General features: G+C 49.6%; 12 protein-coding genes. 3 read left to right on the plus strand and 9 right to left on the minus strand.

Translation table 11 applies throughout. The annotated features are described in order from the left end of the window. Nucleotides 1-8: 8 nt before the first annotated feature. Genes OCV62_RS07725 through OCV62_RS07735 form a run of 3 tightly spaced genes read right to left on the minus strand, consistent with a single transcriptional unit; the run spans nt 9 to nt 4,103 of the window. Entirely contained in the window at nt 9-1,886 is a 1,878-nt protein-coding gene (locus tag OCV62_RS07725; RefSeq protein WP_262585821.1) for an ABC transporter ATP-binding protein, read from the minus strand. Continuing rightward, complete coding sequence (locus OCV62_RS07730; protein ID WP_262585823.1) at nt 1,886-3,619, minus strand: ABC transporter ATP-binding protein; 1,734 nt, start codon at nt 3,617-3,619, stop codon at nt 1,886-1,888. The genes OCV62_RS07725 and OCV62_RS07730 overlap by 1 nt, the downstream gene beginning before the upstream one ends. 7 nt (nt 3,620-3,626) lie before the next feature. Beyond that, complete coding sequence (locus OCV62_RS07735) at nt 3,627-4,103, minus strand: MarR family winged helix-turn-helix transcriptional regulator (RefSeq protein ID WP_262585824.1); 477 nt, start codon at nt 4,101-4,103, stop codon at nt 3,627-3,629. 188 nt (nt 4,104-4,291) lie between these two features. Here OCV62_RS07735 and OCV62_RS07740 point away from each other — a divergent pair, with 188 nt between their 5' ends. Together OCV62_RS07740 and OCV62_RS07745 are read left to right on the plus strand one after the other, a co-directional pair. Then, complete coding sequence (locus tag OCV62_RS07740) at nt 4,292-5,596, plus strand: TrkH family potassium uptake protein (RefSeq protein WP_262585825.1); 1,305 nt, start codon at nt 4,292-4,294, stop codon at nt 5,594-5,596. A 127-nt stretch (nt 5,597-5,723) separates the two neighbouring features. After that, the gene (locus OCV62_RS07745) at nt 5,724-6,407 is read left to right on the plus strand and encodes a potassium channel family protein (RefSeq protein ID WP_021915437.1); all 684 of its coding nucleotides are present in this window, start codon (nt 5,724-5,726) and stop codon (nt 6,405-6,407) included. Between the two features lie 78 nt (nt 6,408-6,485). Here OCV62_RS07745 and spo0A read toward each other — a convergent pair whose 3' ends face one another. After that, nucleotides 6,486-7,016 carry a sporulation transcription factor Spo0A gene (gene spo0A, locus OCV62_RS07750; RefSeq protein ID WP_330667303.1) on the minus strand — a complete coding sequence of 177 codons (531 nt, stop codon included), beginning with the start codon at nt 7,014-7,016 and terminating at the stop codon, nt 6,486-6,488. Between the two features lie 252 nt (nt 7,017-7,268). Beyond that, entirely contained in the window at nt 7,269-8,432 is a 1,164-nt protein-coding gene (locus OCV62_RS07755; RefSeq protein ID WP_262585826.1) for an MFS transporter, read from the minus strand. Between the two features lie 226 nt (nt 8,433-8,658). Here OCV62_RS07755 and OCV62_RS07760 point away from each other — a divergent pair, with 226 nt between their 5' ends. Next, nucleotides 8,659-10,041: an MATE family efflux transporter gene (locus OCV62_RS07760; RefSeq protein WP_262585827.1), complete on the plus strand. Its 1,383-nt coding sequence runs from the start codon at nt 8,659-8,661 to the stop codon at nt 10,039-10,041. A 99-nt stretch (nt 10,042-10,140) separates the two neighbouring features. Here the strand turns inward: OCV62_RS07760 and OCV62_RS07765 are convergent, their stop codons facing one another. From OCV62_RS07765 to OCV62_RS07780, 4 genes are all read right to left on the minus strand, one after another. Further along, nucleotides 10,141-11,532 (minus strand): uracil-xanthine permease family protein, encoded by a 1,392-nt coding sequence (locus OCV62_RS07765; RefSeq protein ID WP_262585828.1) that lies wholly within the window; start codon nt 11,530-11,532, stop codon nt 10,141-10,143. 81 nt (nt 11,533-11,613) lie between these two features. After that, entirely contained in the window at nt 11,614-13,905 is a 2,292-nt protein-coding gene (locus tag OCV62_RS07770; RefSeq protein ID WP_262585829.1) for a xanthine dehydrogenase family protein molybdopterin-binding subunit, read from the minus strand. 12 nt (nt 13,906-13,917) lie between these two features. Next, nucleotides 13,918-14,373 (minus strand): (2Fe-2S)-binding protein, encoded by a 456-nt coding sequence (locus OCV62_RS07775; RefSeq protein ID WP_021915443.1) that lies wholly within the window; start codon nt 14,371-14,373, stop codon nt 13,918-13,920. Nucleotides 14,374-14,375: 2 nt separating this feature from the next. Continuing rightward, nucleotides 14,376-15,164, minus strand: coding sequence for an FAD binding domain-containing protein (locus OCV62_RS07780; protein WP_262585830.1), 789 nt, complete (start codon nt 15,162-15,164; stop codon nt 14,376-14,378). Nucleotides 15,165-15,316 lie beyond the last annotated feature (152 nt).

The raw sequence follows: 15,316 nt of genomic DNA on the forward strand, positions 1-15,316 counted from the left end.
AAAATCTTTTACGCCAGCTGTTTCTTGCCGGTATAAAGCTCGTAATATCTTCCCTTTTGTTCCAGCAGTTGATCGTGATCGCCGCGCTCGATGATTTCGCCGTTTTCCAATACCATGATCGCATTCGCGTTTCGAACAGTGGAAAGCCTGTGGGCGATGACAAGGGTTGTCCGTTCTGCCATCAGGCGATCCATACCATGCTCAATATGTCGCTCGGTTCTCGTATCGACAGAGGATGTTGCCTCATCCAGGATCAGGACAGGCGCCTTGGAAATTGCCGCACGGGCAATGTTTAACAGCTGTCTCTGTCCCTGGCTTAAGTTTGCGCCATCTCCCTCGATCATCGTATCATATCCGTTTTCCAGACGCATGATAAAGGAATGTGCGCTGGCCATTTTTGCCGCCTGCTCGACCTCTGCATCGGTCGCATCCAGCCTGCCATAGCGGATATTTTCCCGGATCGTTCCGGTAAACAGGTGCGTATCCTGCAGCACCATTGCGATATTACTGCGCAGGTTTTCTCGTCCAACCTTGCGGATATCCACGCCATCCATCAGGATTTCTCCGCTGTCGATCTCGTAAAACCGGTTGATCAGGTTCGTGATCGTCGTCTTGCCCGCGCCGGTACTGCCGACAAACGCGATCTTCTGTCCCGGTTTCGCATACAGGGAAATATGCTTCAAAATCGTATGACCAGGCACATAGCCAAACGTCACATCCTTTAACTCCACATGTCCTTTGCAGGGATTTAAAACAACCGCATCCGCTGCGTCTGCAGTTTCCGGCGCTTCATCCATCACCTGGAACACACGCTCTGCACCCGCAAGAGCGGAAAAGATTGTATTCATCTGCATGGACAGCTCATTGATCGGTCTGGAGAACTGTCTGGAATAGTTGACAAATACAGTCAGACCGCCAATATCAAAGCCCTGCAGCACGCATAATATACCACCGATCATCGCAGTCAGGGAATAGCTGACCTGGCTTAAGTTGCCCATGACCGGTCCCATGATTCCTCCAAAAAACTGAGCGAAAATCTGTTTTCCGCGAAGATCGTCGTTTAAGTATTCAAACTCTTCCTCCGCAACGTTTTCATGGCAGAACACCTTTACAACCTTCTGTCCCGTCATCGTTTCTTCGATATAACCGTTTAAAGTACCGATCGCTGCCTGCTGCGCCTGATAAAATTTCCGGCTCTTTCCTGCCACTGCTCCGCCTACTTTCATCATGAGCGGAACCATCACAACCGTCACAATTGTCAGCCACACGTTCGTGTAGAGCATCAGTCCGAGGGTTCCGACTACAGTGATCACGCTGGAAATGATCTGCAGCACGGTGTTGTTCAACATATCTCCGACCGCATCCAGGTCGTTCGTATAACGGCTCATCAGGTCGCCGTGGTTGTTCGTATCATAAAACCGAACCGGCAAATGCTGCATTTTCACAAATAAATCGTTTCGGATTTTTTCCAGTGCACCCTGGGAAACGCCGATCATAATCCGCTGCTGCAGATACTGTGCTGTGACACCGATGATATAAATTCCTGCCATGGTCAGAAGCGAATGCAGAAGCTTCTGCGCACTGCTGCCCTCCCCGGTCAATCCGTTGATGATCGGACGCAGCATATAGGAGCCTGCAAGGTTCGCAATCGTCCCGGCAATGACACAGAAAAAGACGAAAATCAGCCGTCCCTTATCTTCAGAAAGATATCCCATCAGACGCACAATCGCTTTTTTGGTATTCTGCGGCTTTTTGACTTTCATTTTTCCACCGCCAGGACCAGGTCTTGGACCTCCCGGGCCTCCGGGACCGCCGAATCCTTCAGGCCTCTTTGCGCTGCTCTTGCTGTATTTGGCAATCAGTCTTTTCTTTCTCTGCTCGTCCATTATGCGATCACCTCCTTTTTCATCTGGGAGTCGTAAATTTCCTGATAGGCTTTACAGGTTTCCAGAAGGGCTTCATGTTTGCCAAGCCCGACGATTTTTCCCCCGTCCATCACGATGATCTGATCCGCTTCCATCACGGAGCCGATCCGCTGTGCGATAATCAGCTTTGTTGTCTCCTTCAGCGTCGTGGAAAAAGCTTCCCGAATCCTTGCTTCTGTCGCTGTATCCACCGCACTCGTGGAGTCATCCAGAATCAATATTTTCGGACGTTTTAAAAGTGCCCGCGCGATACACAGTCTCTGCTTCTGACCGCCGGAAACGTTTACGCCGCCCTGACCAAGCTCCGTATCATATCCATCTGCCAGTTTTTGAATAAAGCCTTCCGCCTGTGCACTTTCTGCAGCTTCCCGAATCTGGTCTTTGTCAGCATTTTCATCGCCCCACTGCAGATTTTCTTCGATCGTACCGGAAAAGAGTACATTTTTCTGCAGCACCATACCAACGCCCTCCCGCAGATGATTCAGGGAATAATCCCGAACGTCGATGCCATCCACCAAAACCTTTCCCTCATCCACATCGTACAGACGCGGAATCATGGACACCAGCGTTGTTTTGCCGCAGCCCGTCGATCCGATGATACCGATCATCTGTCCCGGCTCGATCGTCAGATTGATCTGATCCAGCACTTTTTCTGCACTGTCTTTGTAATATCGGAAGGAAACATTCTGGAATTCGATCTTTCCGTTTTTTACAACTGCTTCCGGATATGCTGCATGATCGTCTGTCAGACTCACTTTTGTATCCATCACTTCGTTAATCCTGCGTCCGCTCGCAAATGCCCGGGAGCTCTGCAAAAATACCATAGCCAGCATCATCAGGGACATCAGCACCTGCACAATATAGGTTGTAAACGCCGTCAGATCACCGACCTGCATCTTTCCGCCCAGGATCTGATTGCCTCCAAGCCATACCACAACCAGCGTTGTCAGGTTCATAAACAGCATCATCAGCGGCATCTGTGCAACTGCGATCTTAAATGCATTTAAGCTGGATTCCTTTAGCTCTGCGTTCGACTTTTCAAAACGGGCACTTTCATAATCCTCACGGACGAAGGACTTGATGACCCGCACATTCGTCAGTACCTCCTGAATATTGGAGTTTAGAGCATCCAGCTTTTTCTGCATAAACTCAAATCTCGGATATGCAATGCGTAAAAGCAAAAGGATCACTACTGTCATAACCGGCAGAACGATCAGAAATACCGCCGCCAGCTCCCGATCCATCAAAAACGCCATAATAATCGCGCCGATCAGCATGCCGGGGGCGCGAAGCATCATTCGAAGCGCCATCATGATCAGGTTCTGCACCTGTGTGATATCGTTGGTCAGACGCGTAACCAGAGAGCCCGTGGAGAACCGGTCGATCTCCGAAAACGAAAAGGTCTGGATTTTTTTGAACGCATCTTTTCGAAGCCCTGTTCCGAAGTTGATCGCCGCAACCGATGCAAACCATGCTCCTCCAACGCCGCCGGCCATCATGATGAACGCCGTCAGGATCATGATCATTCCCTTCTGAAGGATGTAGCCTACATCATGATTGGCTGCCCCGACATTAATGATATCCGCCATAAAAGACGGAAGCAGTACTTCTCCTGCTACCTCCGTCAGCATCAGAAGCGGTCCCAGTATAAACGCATACCAGCAGGGCCTGATATATTTTCCGTAACGTTTCATTTGATCCTTATTCCTCCTTTTGCTGATCCCGCAGAAGATTTTCATAAATTCGTTCGAAAAACTGCTGCAGACTCTGCATTTCCTCTTCTGAAAATCCTTCAAACATCGCTTTTTCCGTTTCCCAGAACATCTGCTCACTCCGCTCAATGACACTGCGTCCCTTTGGCGTGATCGTCACCCGGTGTGTCCTGTTGTCAGACTCTGTGGTTTCCCGTGTAATGTATCCGCCGCTTTCCAGCTTTTTTAAGGAAACTGCAACCGCTGCCGGAGAAATCTCCAGCTCACGCGCAATTTCAACCTGGGAACAGTTCGGATGATGATTTAAGTGCATCAAAAGCCGGTGCTGACTCTGATAGACTCCCGTATGATTCACCTTTTTTTCAATACAACGGCGCAGCTGCCGATCCGTGCGTCGAAACAGAAATGACAGCCTGCCTTCCGGTGTCGGATTCCCGCAGTGCTTCGCATTTTGTTCTTGTTCCATCACATTTCCCTCTTGTTAACTAGTTAATTGTTTACTTGTTAAGTATATGTATGACTAACTCTGTTGTCAAGAGAATTTTAAAAAACTGATTTCCTTACTGTAACTTTTTTTCGAAATAGATTATAATGATATGCATGACTTCACAGTGTCTTTTTTGATTTTTATATTTTAACGGAGATTTTTAACCTATGTCTTTGACAACCTTTTTGAAAAAGCTTTCCCCCGGGCGCATCATTGCCCTCGGTTTTCTTTTCTACATCCTGCTTGGCTCCCTTTTACTGATGCTGCCCTGCAGCCTGCAGCCCGGTATCGCACTGCCCTATCTTGACGCCCTTTACACTGCCACCAGCGCAGTCTGTGTAACCGGCTTAAACGTCATCGACCCCGGCAGTACCTTTTCACCCTTTGGTCAGTTTGTCCTCGGCTGCCTGATCCAGATCGGAGGACTGGGTGTCGCTTCCATCGGTGTCGGGATCATGCTCGCAATGGGAAAAAAGATCAATCTGAAAGAACGCCGTGTTATCCGTGATGCAATGAACCTGGATTCCGGCAAAGGCCTGATCCGATTTGTCAAAGCAATCTTTTGTACGACACTTCTCATTGAGCTTTTGGGCGCGTTTCTTTCGTTTCCTGTCTTTTTCCGGGATTATCCGCTGCCTCGCGCCATAGGCTTAAGCCTGTTTCATTCGGTTGCTTCCTTTAACAATTCCGGCTTCGACGTGCTCGGAAACGGGACAAGCCTGATTCCGTATCAGAAGGATGTGCTTCTAAATCTCGTGACCTGTGCTCTGGTAATCGCCGGCGGCATTGGCTTTCCGGTCATTTTTGAGCTGCCCCTGAAACACTTTTCCTGGAAACGCCAGTCAATGCACACACGGGTTGTGCTGAGCACGACATTTGCCCTGCTGCTTTTCGGAACACTTTTATTAAAACTCACAGAGAGTATCAGTTGGCTCGGCGCTTTTTTCTACAGCGTCTCCGCCCGGACAGCCGGTTTTTCCACTTATAACCTCAGCGATTTCTCTACTGCAGGTCTGCTGGTCGTTTCCGGACTGATGTTTATCGGGGCCTCTCCCGCGTCCACCGGCGGCGGCATCAAGACCACCACCTTTTTTGTCCTGCTCTCCGGCATCTATTCCGCAGCAACAAACCATTCCGAAAGAGCCTTCCACAACGCGATCCCAAAGGACGCGTTCCGCAAGGCCTCCGTCATCAGTATGCTCGCTGTCTTTTTGGTTATGACAGCCTCCTATCTGATGCTGATCTTTGATCCGCAGCTTTCCCTGCGGGATGTACTGTTTGAAATGATCAGTGCTTTCAGCACCTCCGGTCTTTCCACCGGCATCACACCACAGTTGAGCGCTCAGAGCCGGATTCTTTCTATTATTATGATGTACATCGGCAGACTCGGACCCCTGACTGTTGCATCCCTGTGGTACTTTACGATCGGGGAACGCGTCCGCTACCCGGAAGGGACAATTGCCATCGGGTGAGTGACCGTCCACGGCACGCAGAGACTCTGCCAGCACTGCGCAAGATCACAATTCAGGAATACCGCGCAGATCTTTGCATAACTTATTGGAAAAATATGCGAGCGAACCGCTCAGAAATGAGGATATTATGTTTGGAAAAAAGAAAAAAAATGCCATTGCATACGGTATTATCGGACTTGGGCGCTTCGGGGAAGCGCTGGCGACAGAGCTTGCACGCTCCGGCGCAGAGCTGCTTGTCATGGATCGCGAAGAAGAGCGGGTCCGTGAGATGCGGGAACTGACCGAAAATGCACTCGTTGTCAATACCCTGGACAAAAAAACCCTGACAGAAACCGGTATCCAGAACTGCGATATTGCGGTCGTCTGCATCGGCGAGCATATGGAATCCTCTATCCTGACGACATTAAATCTCGTCAGCCTCGGTATTCCGACTGTCATTGCCAAAGCCACCAGCCCGGAGCATGGCGAGATTTTAAAACGCCTCGGCGCACAGGTCGTTTATCCCGAACGTGATATGGCAATTCGCCTGGCAACCAGGCTTTCCAACTCCCGGGTCCTGGATTTTATCCAGCTGAGTGAAAAATTGAATATCACCAAGCTGTCCGTCCCGGATGCCCTCGTTCAGAAATCTGTCGTTGAATTGAATCTGCGAGCCCGGTTTGGTCTAAACATCATCGCCATCGAGCATAACGGTCAGGTGATCGAGCACGTCGATCCAAACTACCGCTTCTGCCCCGGCGACATTTTGATCCTGTCCGGCAGCAAGGAGAGTCTTTCCCGATTTGACCGCTGGATAGATAAGCAGGAGTAACACGTACAGGTTGCATGTAGACAGCGCACTCCGTCAGTGCGGTACACAGCGCGGGACGCAGCCAACACTGGAGGACATCTACTCCCGGTACGCCAACCGGATTTTATCCGCGATCAGCGCGATGAACTCCGAGTTGGTCGGTTTTCCCTTTCCCGTATTAATCGTATATCCAAACAGCGCGTCCAACGTCTCCATCCTGCCGCGGTTCCACGCAACCTCGATCGCATGGCGAATGGCGCGCTCGACTCTGCTCGGTGTCGTTTCATACTTTTTCGCAATTTCCGGATACAACGTCTTTGTGATCGAGCCGAGCATATCCATGTCCTTGACTGACATCTGAATTGCTTCGCGCAGATACTGATATCCACGGATATGCGCCGGTACGCCGATGTCATGGATCATGTTCGTGACATCCCGTTCCAGGTCCCGTTTGGGCACTTCTTTTGCCTGTACATATTCCAGGGAGTTTTCTTCGCCTGCCGCTCTGGCGGGAACGGTAATCATAATCTGAAATTCTCTATTATGTTCCATCAAATCGGTCAGAATCTGAACCACGTTTTCTTTTTCTTTTCCTGCTGTAAGGCTGAGCTGTTCCATAGTTTTCCTCATTTCTGCGCACGTTTTTTGCGTAGGTCGAGTTTGTATCAAGTGCGCACAGACACAAATCTCGCGATTGAAAAAATTTTTTTTCAATCTTTTTTCCTTTCGCAATACCGGTTTGCTTCCTCTTTACAGGCATCATTATAGGCTGATTCTGCTGGATCCTGCAAGAAACTGTCATCGCAAAAAAAGAGCCAGAAATTCCTCTTTCCGAGAATTTCTGACTCCTTTTTTTACAAAAATTGGCGAAAAACCACGATTTTACAGAGAATTTCTGTTTTTTGTGATCCGGAAGGTCACCTCAACCATCGTAATCATCAGCGCCACGAACACCAGCAGATATAGCGGCAGGATGAAAAATCCGATGGAATTTCCAAGGATACCGAAAATCGGCGGGATAAAGGTCGTTCCAATGTATGCGCTCGCCATCTGAATGCCGATGATCGCACCGGAGTTCTCTGCCCCAAAATTGGACGGGGTAGAATGAATGATGCAGGGATAAATCGGTGCGCAGCCAAACCCGATCACAAGGAATGCCGCAAACGCCGCCTGATAGGACGCAATCGGAAGAAACAGCACCAGGATACCGCAAATTAAAATTCCGGTTCCCAGTCGGATCATTTTCTGGTCACCAAGCTTATCCGTAATAAAACCGCTTGCAAATCTTCCGGAAGTAAGGCCGATGTAAAACAGAGCTGCAAAGGTTGCCGCACGCTCTGTAGAAATTCCTTTTACCTCTACAAAGTAGGTGCTCGCCCACTGCATTGCTGTTGCCTCCAGTGCACAATACGCAAAAAAGCCAAGCAGGAGAAAGGGAACGCCCTTTATTTTCAGTGCACCCACCAGTCCGACACTCTTTCCAGCAGTTTCCGTTGCCGATTTGTTGATATTCCAGACCGGCAGCGTCAAAAGTAAAAGAAGGGCAATAGCCAGCTGTAAAAATCCAATGATGCGATAGCCGCTGTTCCACGTCCGGTTCGTCAGCGCATAGCCCATGATAAACGGACTGATAACTGTGCCCACACCCCAGAAGCAGTGCAGCCAGCTCATATGCTTCGCTTTGTAATGAAGCGCCACATAGTTGTTTAACGCTGAGTCGATCGCACCTGCTCCCAATCCATAGGGCACTGCAAAAACGGCCAGCATCCAAAACTGCGAAGAAAAGGAAAATCCAAACAGTGCAATAACGGTCAGAAATACGCTGGCAACCGTTACGATTCTGGTTCCAAATTTTCGGGTCATTTTGTCCGAAAACAGGCTCGATACAACCGTCCCACCGGAAATGATCATTGAAATGATCCCCATATACGACACCGGCACGCCAAACTCTGCGTGCATGACCGGCCAGCCGGAGCCAAGCAGCAAATCCGGCAGTCCCAGACTGATAAATGCAATATAAATCAACGCAAGCAAAAATAAGTACATTTTTCTTCTTTCTCCTGTCATAAAATTTGAAAATGGCAACCCGTTCCTCATCATACACCAATCCAGATCTTTCCGCTATCCTTTTCTTTTCCTGATGACGGAAATTTCAAATTTTATTCCTGGTGTTAAGAGATTCCGGTCGGGAACCTATAACTCGGAATTTACTTTCTCTACAGAGCTTGCTATACTGGAAAACGAACACGAAAGAAAAGGAAGCTCCCGACTTATGAAACGAATTGATTTTGAAAACGGAACCGTAACCGGAAACATTCTCGGAGCAGCCCTCCCCATGCTGGTTGCCCAGATTTTGAGCCTGCTCTATAACATCGTAGACCGTATCTATATCGCCCGTATCCCTGGGTGCGGCACAGCCGCCCTCGGCGCAGTGGGACTGTGCTTTCCGCTGATCGTCATCCTCAGCGCATTCGCCAATCTCTTTGGAAGCGGCGGTGCTCCGCTTTTTTCCATTTACCGTGGAAAAAAGGAAACAGAACAGGCAAACCGCATTATGAACACATCTTTTACAATGGTATGTGTCAGTGCCACCTTTTTGATGACGATTGGTCTTGTTTTTGCCCGCCCCCTTCTGGTGCTCTTCGGCGCGTCTGCAGATGCTTTAGTCTATGCATATCCATACATGATGCTCTATCTCATCGGCACGCTGCCTTCCATGATCGCAGTCGGCATGAATCCTTTTATCAACGCACAGGGATATTCCCTTGTTGGTATGTGCTCCGTCGCCATCGGCGCAGCTGCCAATCTGCTCCTTGACCCTCTCTTTATTTTTGTTTTCGGCCTCGGCGTGCAGGGCGCTGCAGTTGCAACCGTGCTCTCCCAGCTGCTTTCTGCCTCGTTCGTCCTGCTTTTCCTGACGAAAAGGGCGGAGCTGAGGGTTCGCTTTCTGCGGAAAACAGAATTTTCCCAATGTAGCGGCTATGCAAAGAATATCGTCAGCCTCGGTACATCCGGCTTTGTCATGCAGCTGACCAACAGCCTTGTTACGATCTGCTGTAACAACGTCCTTTCCGTCACCGGCGGGGATATCTATATTTCCGTCATGACCATCATTTCCAGCGTGCGGCAGCTCGTGGAAACGCCGATTTACGCGCTCACGGAGGGAACCTCTCCTATCCTGAGCTATAATTACGGTGCCCGCCGTCCGTCCCGAGTCAAAAACTCCGGTATTGTCATGGCACTCATGGTCTTTGGCTATACTGCCATCATGTGGAGCCTGATCATCCTCGCCCCCGGTATGCTGATCCGGATTTTCAGCTCCGACTCTGTGCTGGTTGCCGATGCCATCCCTGCGCTGAAACAATATTTTGCCGCTTTTATTTTCATGGATCTGCAGTATATCGGTCAGACAACCTTTAAATCCTTAAATAAAAAGAAGCAGGCGATTTTTTTCTCCCTGCTCCGAAAGGTATTTATTGTCGTTCCGTTAACCTATCTGATGCCCTATACACTCCACATGGGCACAGCTGGTGTTTTCCTTGCCGAACCGGTGTCCAACGTCATCGGCGGCAGCTTCTGCTTTATCACAATGCTCTGCACTGTATTGCCGGAGTTAAAACGGATGGGACAGGACAATGCAGCGGTGGGCCGGTAAAGCTATAACCTGCGTTTCATTCAGAGACATTTTTGCAGCATAACAATTTCATATAACAGTTGCTCTAAAAAAAATTGCCACCATAAAGGTGGCAATTTTTTAATCCTCTTTCGGAAGTACAATATTCAACAAAATCGCTACCATCGCAGCCGGTACAATACCGGAGCCGCCGAAGATCAGCTGGATAAACTGAGGCGCATTTGCAAGGATTCCTGTGTTGGCGCCCATACCGTAGCCTACACCGAGCGCTACCGATACGATGGAAAGGTTCCGGGCAGTCAGCGGATTCTTTGTGATCAGCTGAATACCGCTGATGACGATAGAAGAAAACATCATAACTGCCGCACCACCCAGTACCGACTGAGGCATGATGGAAACCAGCGCCGCCAGCTTCGGGCAAAGGCCGCACAAGATCAGGAAAATCGCTCCGGTCGCAAGTGCAAAGCGGTTTACTACCTTTGTCATGGCAACCAGTCCAACATTCTGGCTGAAGGAGGTATTCGGCAATACACCAAATAACGCTGCGAAGGAAGAACCAAGACCATCGCACATCACGCCGCCTGCAAGCTCCCGATCTGTTGCTTCCCTGCCAAGTCCGCCTTCCATTACACCGGAAATATCACCGACCGTCTCCACTGCCGTTACAATAAACATGATCAGGACAGGCAAAATCGCACGCAGATCAAACACCGGCTTTACCGGCATCAGCTTCGGAATTTCAAACCAGGAAGCTTCTGCAACCTTATTCCAGTTTAATACCCATGCTTTTGTATATTCCACGCCATCTGCAGTAACACCGGTCGTAGGCAGGACAAATCCCATTACCACTGCAGCAATGTAGCCTGCGATAATACCAAACAGGATTGCAGAAGAGCTTAAAAAGCCCTTTGTCCCATGCTTGAAGACAAGAATCATTGCGAGAACAAAAACAGCCAGAAGCAGGTTTTCCACAGAGCCGAAATCTTTTGCATTATTTCCGCCTCCGAAGGAATTGATGCCTACAGAGATCAGGCTCAGACCAATCGACATAACAACCGTACCGGTTACCACCGCCGGAAAGAATTTTCGAAGGGGCTTTAAAAAAAAGCCCAGCACCGTTTCGAAGAGTCCGCCGATTATGGATGCACCCATGATCGCACCATATGCCAGCACACCGCCGCCCATCGACGCAGCCACACTGTTAAATACCCCGATAAATCCGGAAGAAGTACCCATAATAATCGGAACCTTTCCACCCACCGGTCCGATGGAAAACAGCTGTACCAGCGTTACAATACCGGCTACCAGCATGGCATTCTGCAGCAGGGAAAGCTGCAGCTGTGCAAACTCTCCGCCGGCCAGCCCACATGCACCCGTAATGATCAACAACGGAGTAAGGTTTCCGACAAACATTGCAAGGACATGCTGTAAGCCAAGGGGAATTGCCTGAGAAAGGGGCATTTTCCCATCCATCTGAAATGCTTCCTCAGATAGTTTGAAACTTTTTTTCATTTTTCTCTCTCCTCATTTTGTGATTTATTGTCACAGCCCACACACAAACCTGTTGCGCATGTGGACTGCAGCATTTTCATCCTACTGCGGCATCGACATCAGAATCTTCTCCGGTGTAATCGGAAGTTCCCTGTGCCATACGCCGGTCGCCCGGTAGATCGCATGGGCAATTGCAGGTGCCGGGGTATTGATAACAATTTCCCCGATGGATTTTGCGCCAAAGGGTCCTGTTGGCTCATAGCTGTTTTCAAATTCCACGCGAAGATGCCCCATATCCAGACGGGTCGGAACCTTATACTGTAAAAAGCTGGACTCAATCGGGCGTCCATTTCTGTCATAAGTGATATTTTCAAAAAGGGTATGCCCGATTCCCTGTACGATACCCCCCTCTGTCTGAATACGCGCCAATGCGGGATTGATCGTAATCCCGCAGTCCACTACCGCAACATAATCCAGAATTTTCACTTCTCCGGTATCCTTATCCAGCTCGATTTCCACCATTCCGACCATGTAAGGAGGCGGGGAAACCGGGGAGGAATGGGACGCGGTCGCAACCGCTGCAATATCGTTATTTACCTGGTCTTTGACGCTGATCTCTGCCAGAGAAACGCTTTTCTCCGTGTTGATCTGCTTTACCCGTCCGTTTTCAAACACAACCTCTTCTGTGCTGCAGCCAAGCATTCCCGCCGCGATCCCACAGAGCTGTGTCTTTAGCTTTGCGCAGGCCATCTCCACCGCCTTACCGGTGATATAGGTTGTGGAAGAGGCATAGGAGCCGGAATCATAAGGGGAAGCGTCCGTATCCGCGCCAAATACCGCCACATCATCTACGGAACAGTCCATACATTCCGCAACCATCTGGGCAAGGATCGTATCGCATCCGGTTCCCATATCCGCAGCGCCGATAATCAGGTTAAAGGTGCCGTCATCTGCAAGCTTCACGGTTGCGGAACCGACATCCACATTGGAAATACAGGAGCCCTGCATCGCCATTGCCACGCCTGCCGCGCGCACCTTTCCGTTTCCCATATCCCGAACGGGATATTTTTCATCCCAATGGAACAGCTCCTTACAGCGCGCCATGCATTTGTCCAACGCACAGGCATTCGCGGTTTCGCCATAATAGGCCGGCATTTTCATGCCTTCCCGGAGCATATTCTTTTCCCGGATGATTGTCGGATCGATTCCAAGCTTCTCTGCCAGCTCGTTGACAGAGGTTTCCAGTGCAAAAATACCCTGTGTCGCTCCGTAGCCCCGATAGGCACCTGCTGCCATCGTATTGGTATATACAACATCATAGCCAAACCGGAATGCCTCCAGGCCTCCGGTATAAAGCGGAATCGATTTGTGTCCGCTCAGTCCTACCGTCGTCGGACCATGCTCGCCATAAGCACCGGAGTTGGATAATGTATACAGGTCCAGTCCCCGGATATGTCCGTCCTTATCTGCGCCCAGCCGCACACGCACTTCCATTTCATGCCGGGGAGATCCTGCAATCTGACTCTCCTCCCTCGTAAAAATAAGCTGCGCCGGGCGTCCGGTTTTCAGTGTGACAAATGCGGGATAAACCTCACTTACCGCCGTCTGCTTTGCACCGAATCCGCCGCCGATCCTGGGCTTTTCCACACGGATTTTACTTTTGGGGATTCCCAGCGCCTGGGAAAGGATTCTGCGAACGTGAAATACGATCTGGGTCGAGGAGATCACATGCAGTCTTCCGTATCGATCCAGCTCGGTATAGGTACGGAAGGTCTCCATCATCGCCTGATTAAAGGAACGCATATGGTACGCATGTTCCAGCACCTCATCGCAGTCTGCAAGCACTACATCCACGTCCCCGTCACCACTGATTTCACTGGCAACCAGGTTCCGCTTTGCATCTCCGCCCACCGGAACCTGTGCAAGCCAGTCCTCTTCTGGATGCACTAAAATTTCATTGTCCTTTGCCTGATGGAAATCCAGAACCGGTTCCAGGATCTTATATTTTACTTTGATCAATTTCATTGCCTTTAACGCCGCTTTTTCATTTTCTGCTGCGATAATGGCGACCACGTCCCCGGCAAAACGCACATGCCGGTCCAGAATCAGCCTGTCGTAAGGCGACGGCTCCGGATAGGTCTGTCCCGCTATGGCAAAGCGCTGCTTTGGCACGTCTTCCCAGGTATAAATATCCACGACACCCGGAACCTTTTTGGCAACCGAAACGTTAATTTCCTCCACAATCGCATTTGCGTGCGGGCTTCTTAACAGCTTTAGCGCCAGCGCATCCTTCGGTACGATATCCTCCACATAAACCGGCTTTCCCAAAAGCAGCTGCATAGAATCCTTTTTGCGGACCGGCTGGTTGATCGCATTGTATTTCTTATGTTCCATGAAGCCTCTCCTTTACTTTCTTCTCTGATCCAGAAAATTCCGGATGCCCCGCAGCTGTCCTTCATAGCCGGAGCATCTGCAGAGGTTTCCTGCCAAATAGGCACGAATCTCATCATCCGTCGGATCCGGATTCTCCCGAAGCAGCGCGATCGTATTCATGACAAATCCCGGATTACAGAAGCCGCACTGATCCGCTCCCTGATCGGCAATAAATCCGACAAACTCTGCCGCTTCCTCCTGAAGTCCTTCCAGGGTATAGATTTCATGTCCATCTGCTCTGGCTGCGAGCACAGAACAGGAAAGCACCGGCGTATTATCCATGAGAACGGTGCACAGACCACAGTTTGCTGTCTCACAGCCTCGTTTTACGCTGTAGCATCCATGTTTTCTCAAAAAGTCGATCAAAAGCAGATCCGGTTCGATCTGCTCGGCGATCCTTCTTCCATTCACTTTTATTATGATCTCCATCCCTACACCTCCCCGATTTTGTAAAACAGTCTCTGACTCAGCACTCCGATCAGACGAGTGCGGTAGTCTGCCCCGGCACGGTGGTTATTACCGGTCGGAATCTGCTCTTTTGCCCAGTTTGCAAATGCCTTTACGCTTTCTTCCTTTACACCGCCGGAAAGAAACTTTTCTTCATCGCAAAGAAGCACTGCCCGATGCGGTCTTGCACCGACTGCCAACCGGTATTCTCCCCCGACGCAGGAAGCGGCACAGGCAATCACCGGGAAGTCCGTGCTCTGGTTGCGGACCGCTGCGTAGGCAAAGCGTCCTGCAGTCTTTTTCACGATCAGACGGACTAAAATATCTCTGTCCTGTTTTTTCTCGGCAAACTCTTTTAAAGGAATTCTTCCACCCTGAAATAATTCCACCTCGGTATCCATTGCAAGAAAAACCGTCAAAACATCAGAGAATCCGAATCGTCCCCAGATGCTTCCTCCAACCGTTGCAAGATTGCGGAACTGCACACCTACTATATCCTTTACTGCATCTCTTACTGCACCCTGTGTATAGGCATTCAGCCCGGTATCTGTCTCCAGCTGCCGCAGCGATACCATGGCGCCGATAGAAAATTCCTCTTCCGTTTCTTCTATTTCATTCAGTCCAAGATCACAAAGATCAATTGCTGTCTGAATCATGCGATTCTGCATTTTCGTCCAGAGCATTCCACCGAGAATACAGTTCCCCTTTTTCTGGTTCAGCTCATATGCCTCTTCCAGACTTTTTGCGCGCACATAATTCTGAATTGTAACCATAAAATGTTCTCCCTGAAGCCTTACTGTTCCCATGCACCCTTTTCTATTTTCGTGCAATCCGTGAACAAAAACCAAAAAATCCAATTATATTATAATAAAATCCCTTGCTTTTGAAAAGACGCTTTGCTACAATACCGTTGTATTATTGAAAC

It is taken from the genome of Gallintestinimicrobium propionicum, assembly GCF_025567525.1.
In the GTDB taxonomy this organism is placed as follows: Bacteria; Bacillota; Clostridia; order Lachnospirales; family Lachnospiraceae; genus Gallintestinimicrobium; species Gallintestinimicrobium propionicum.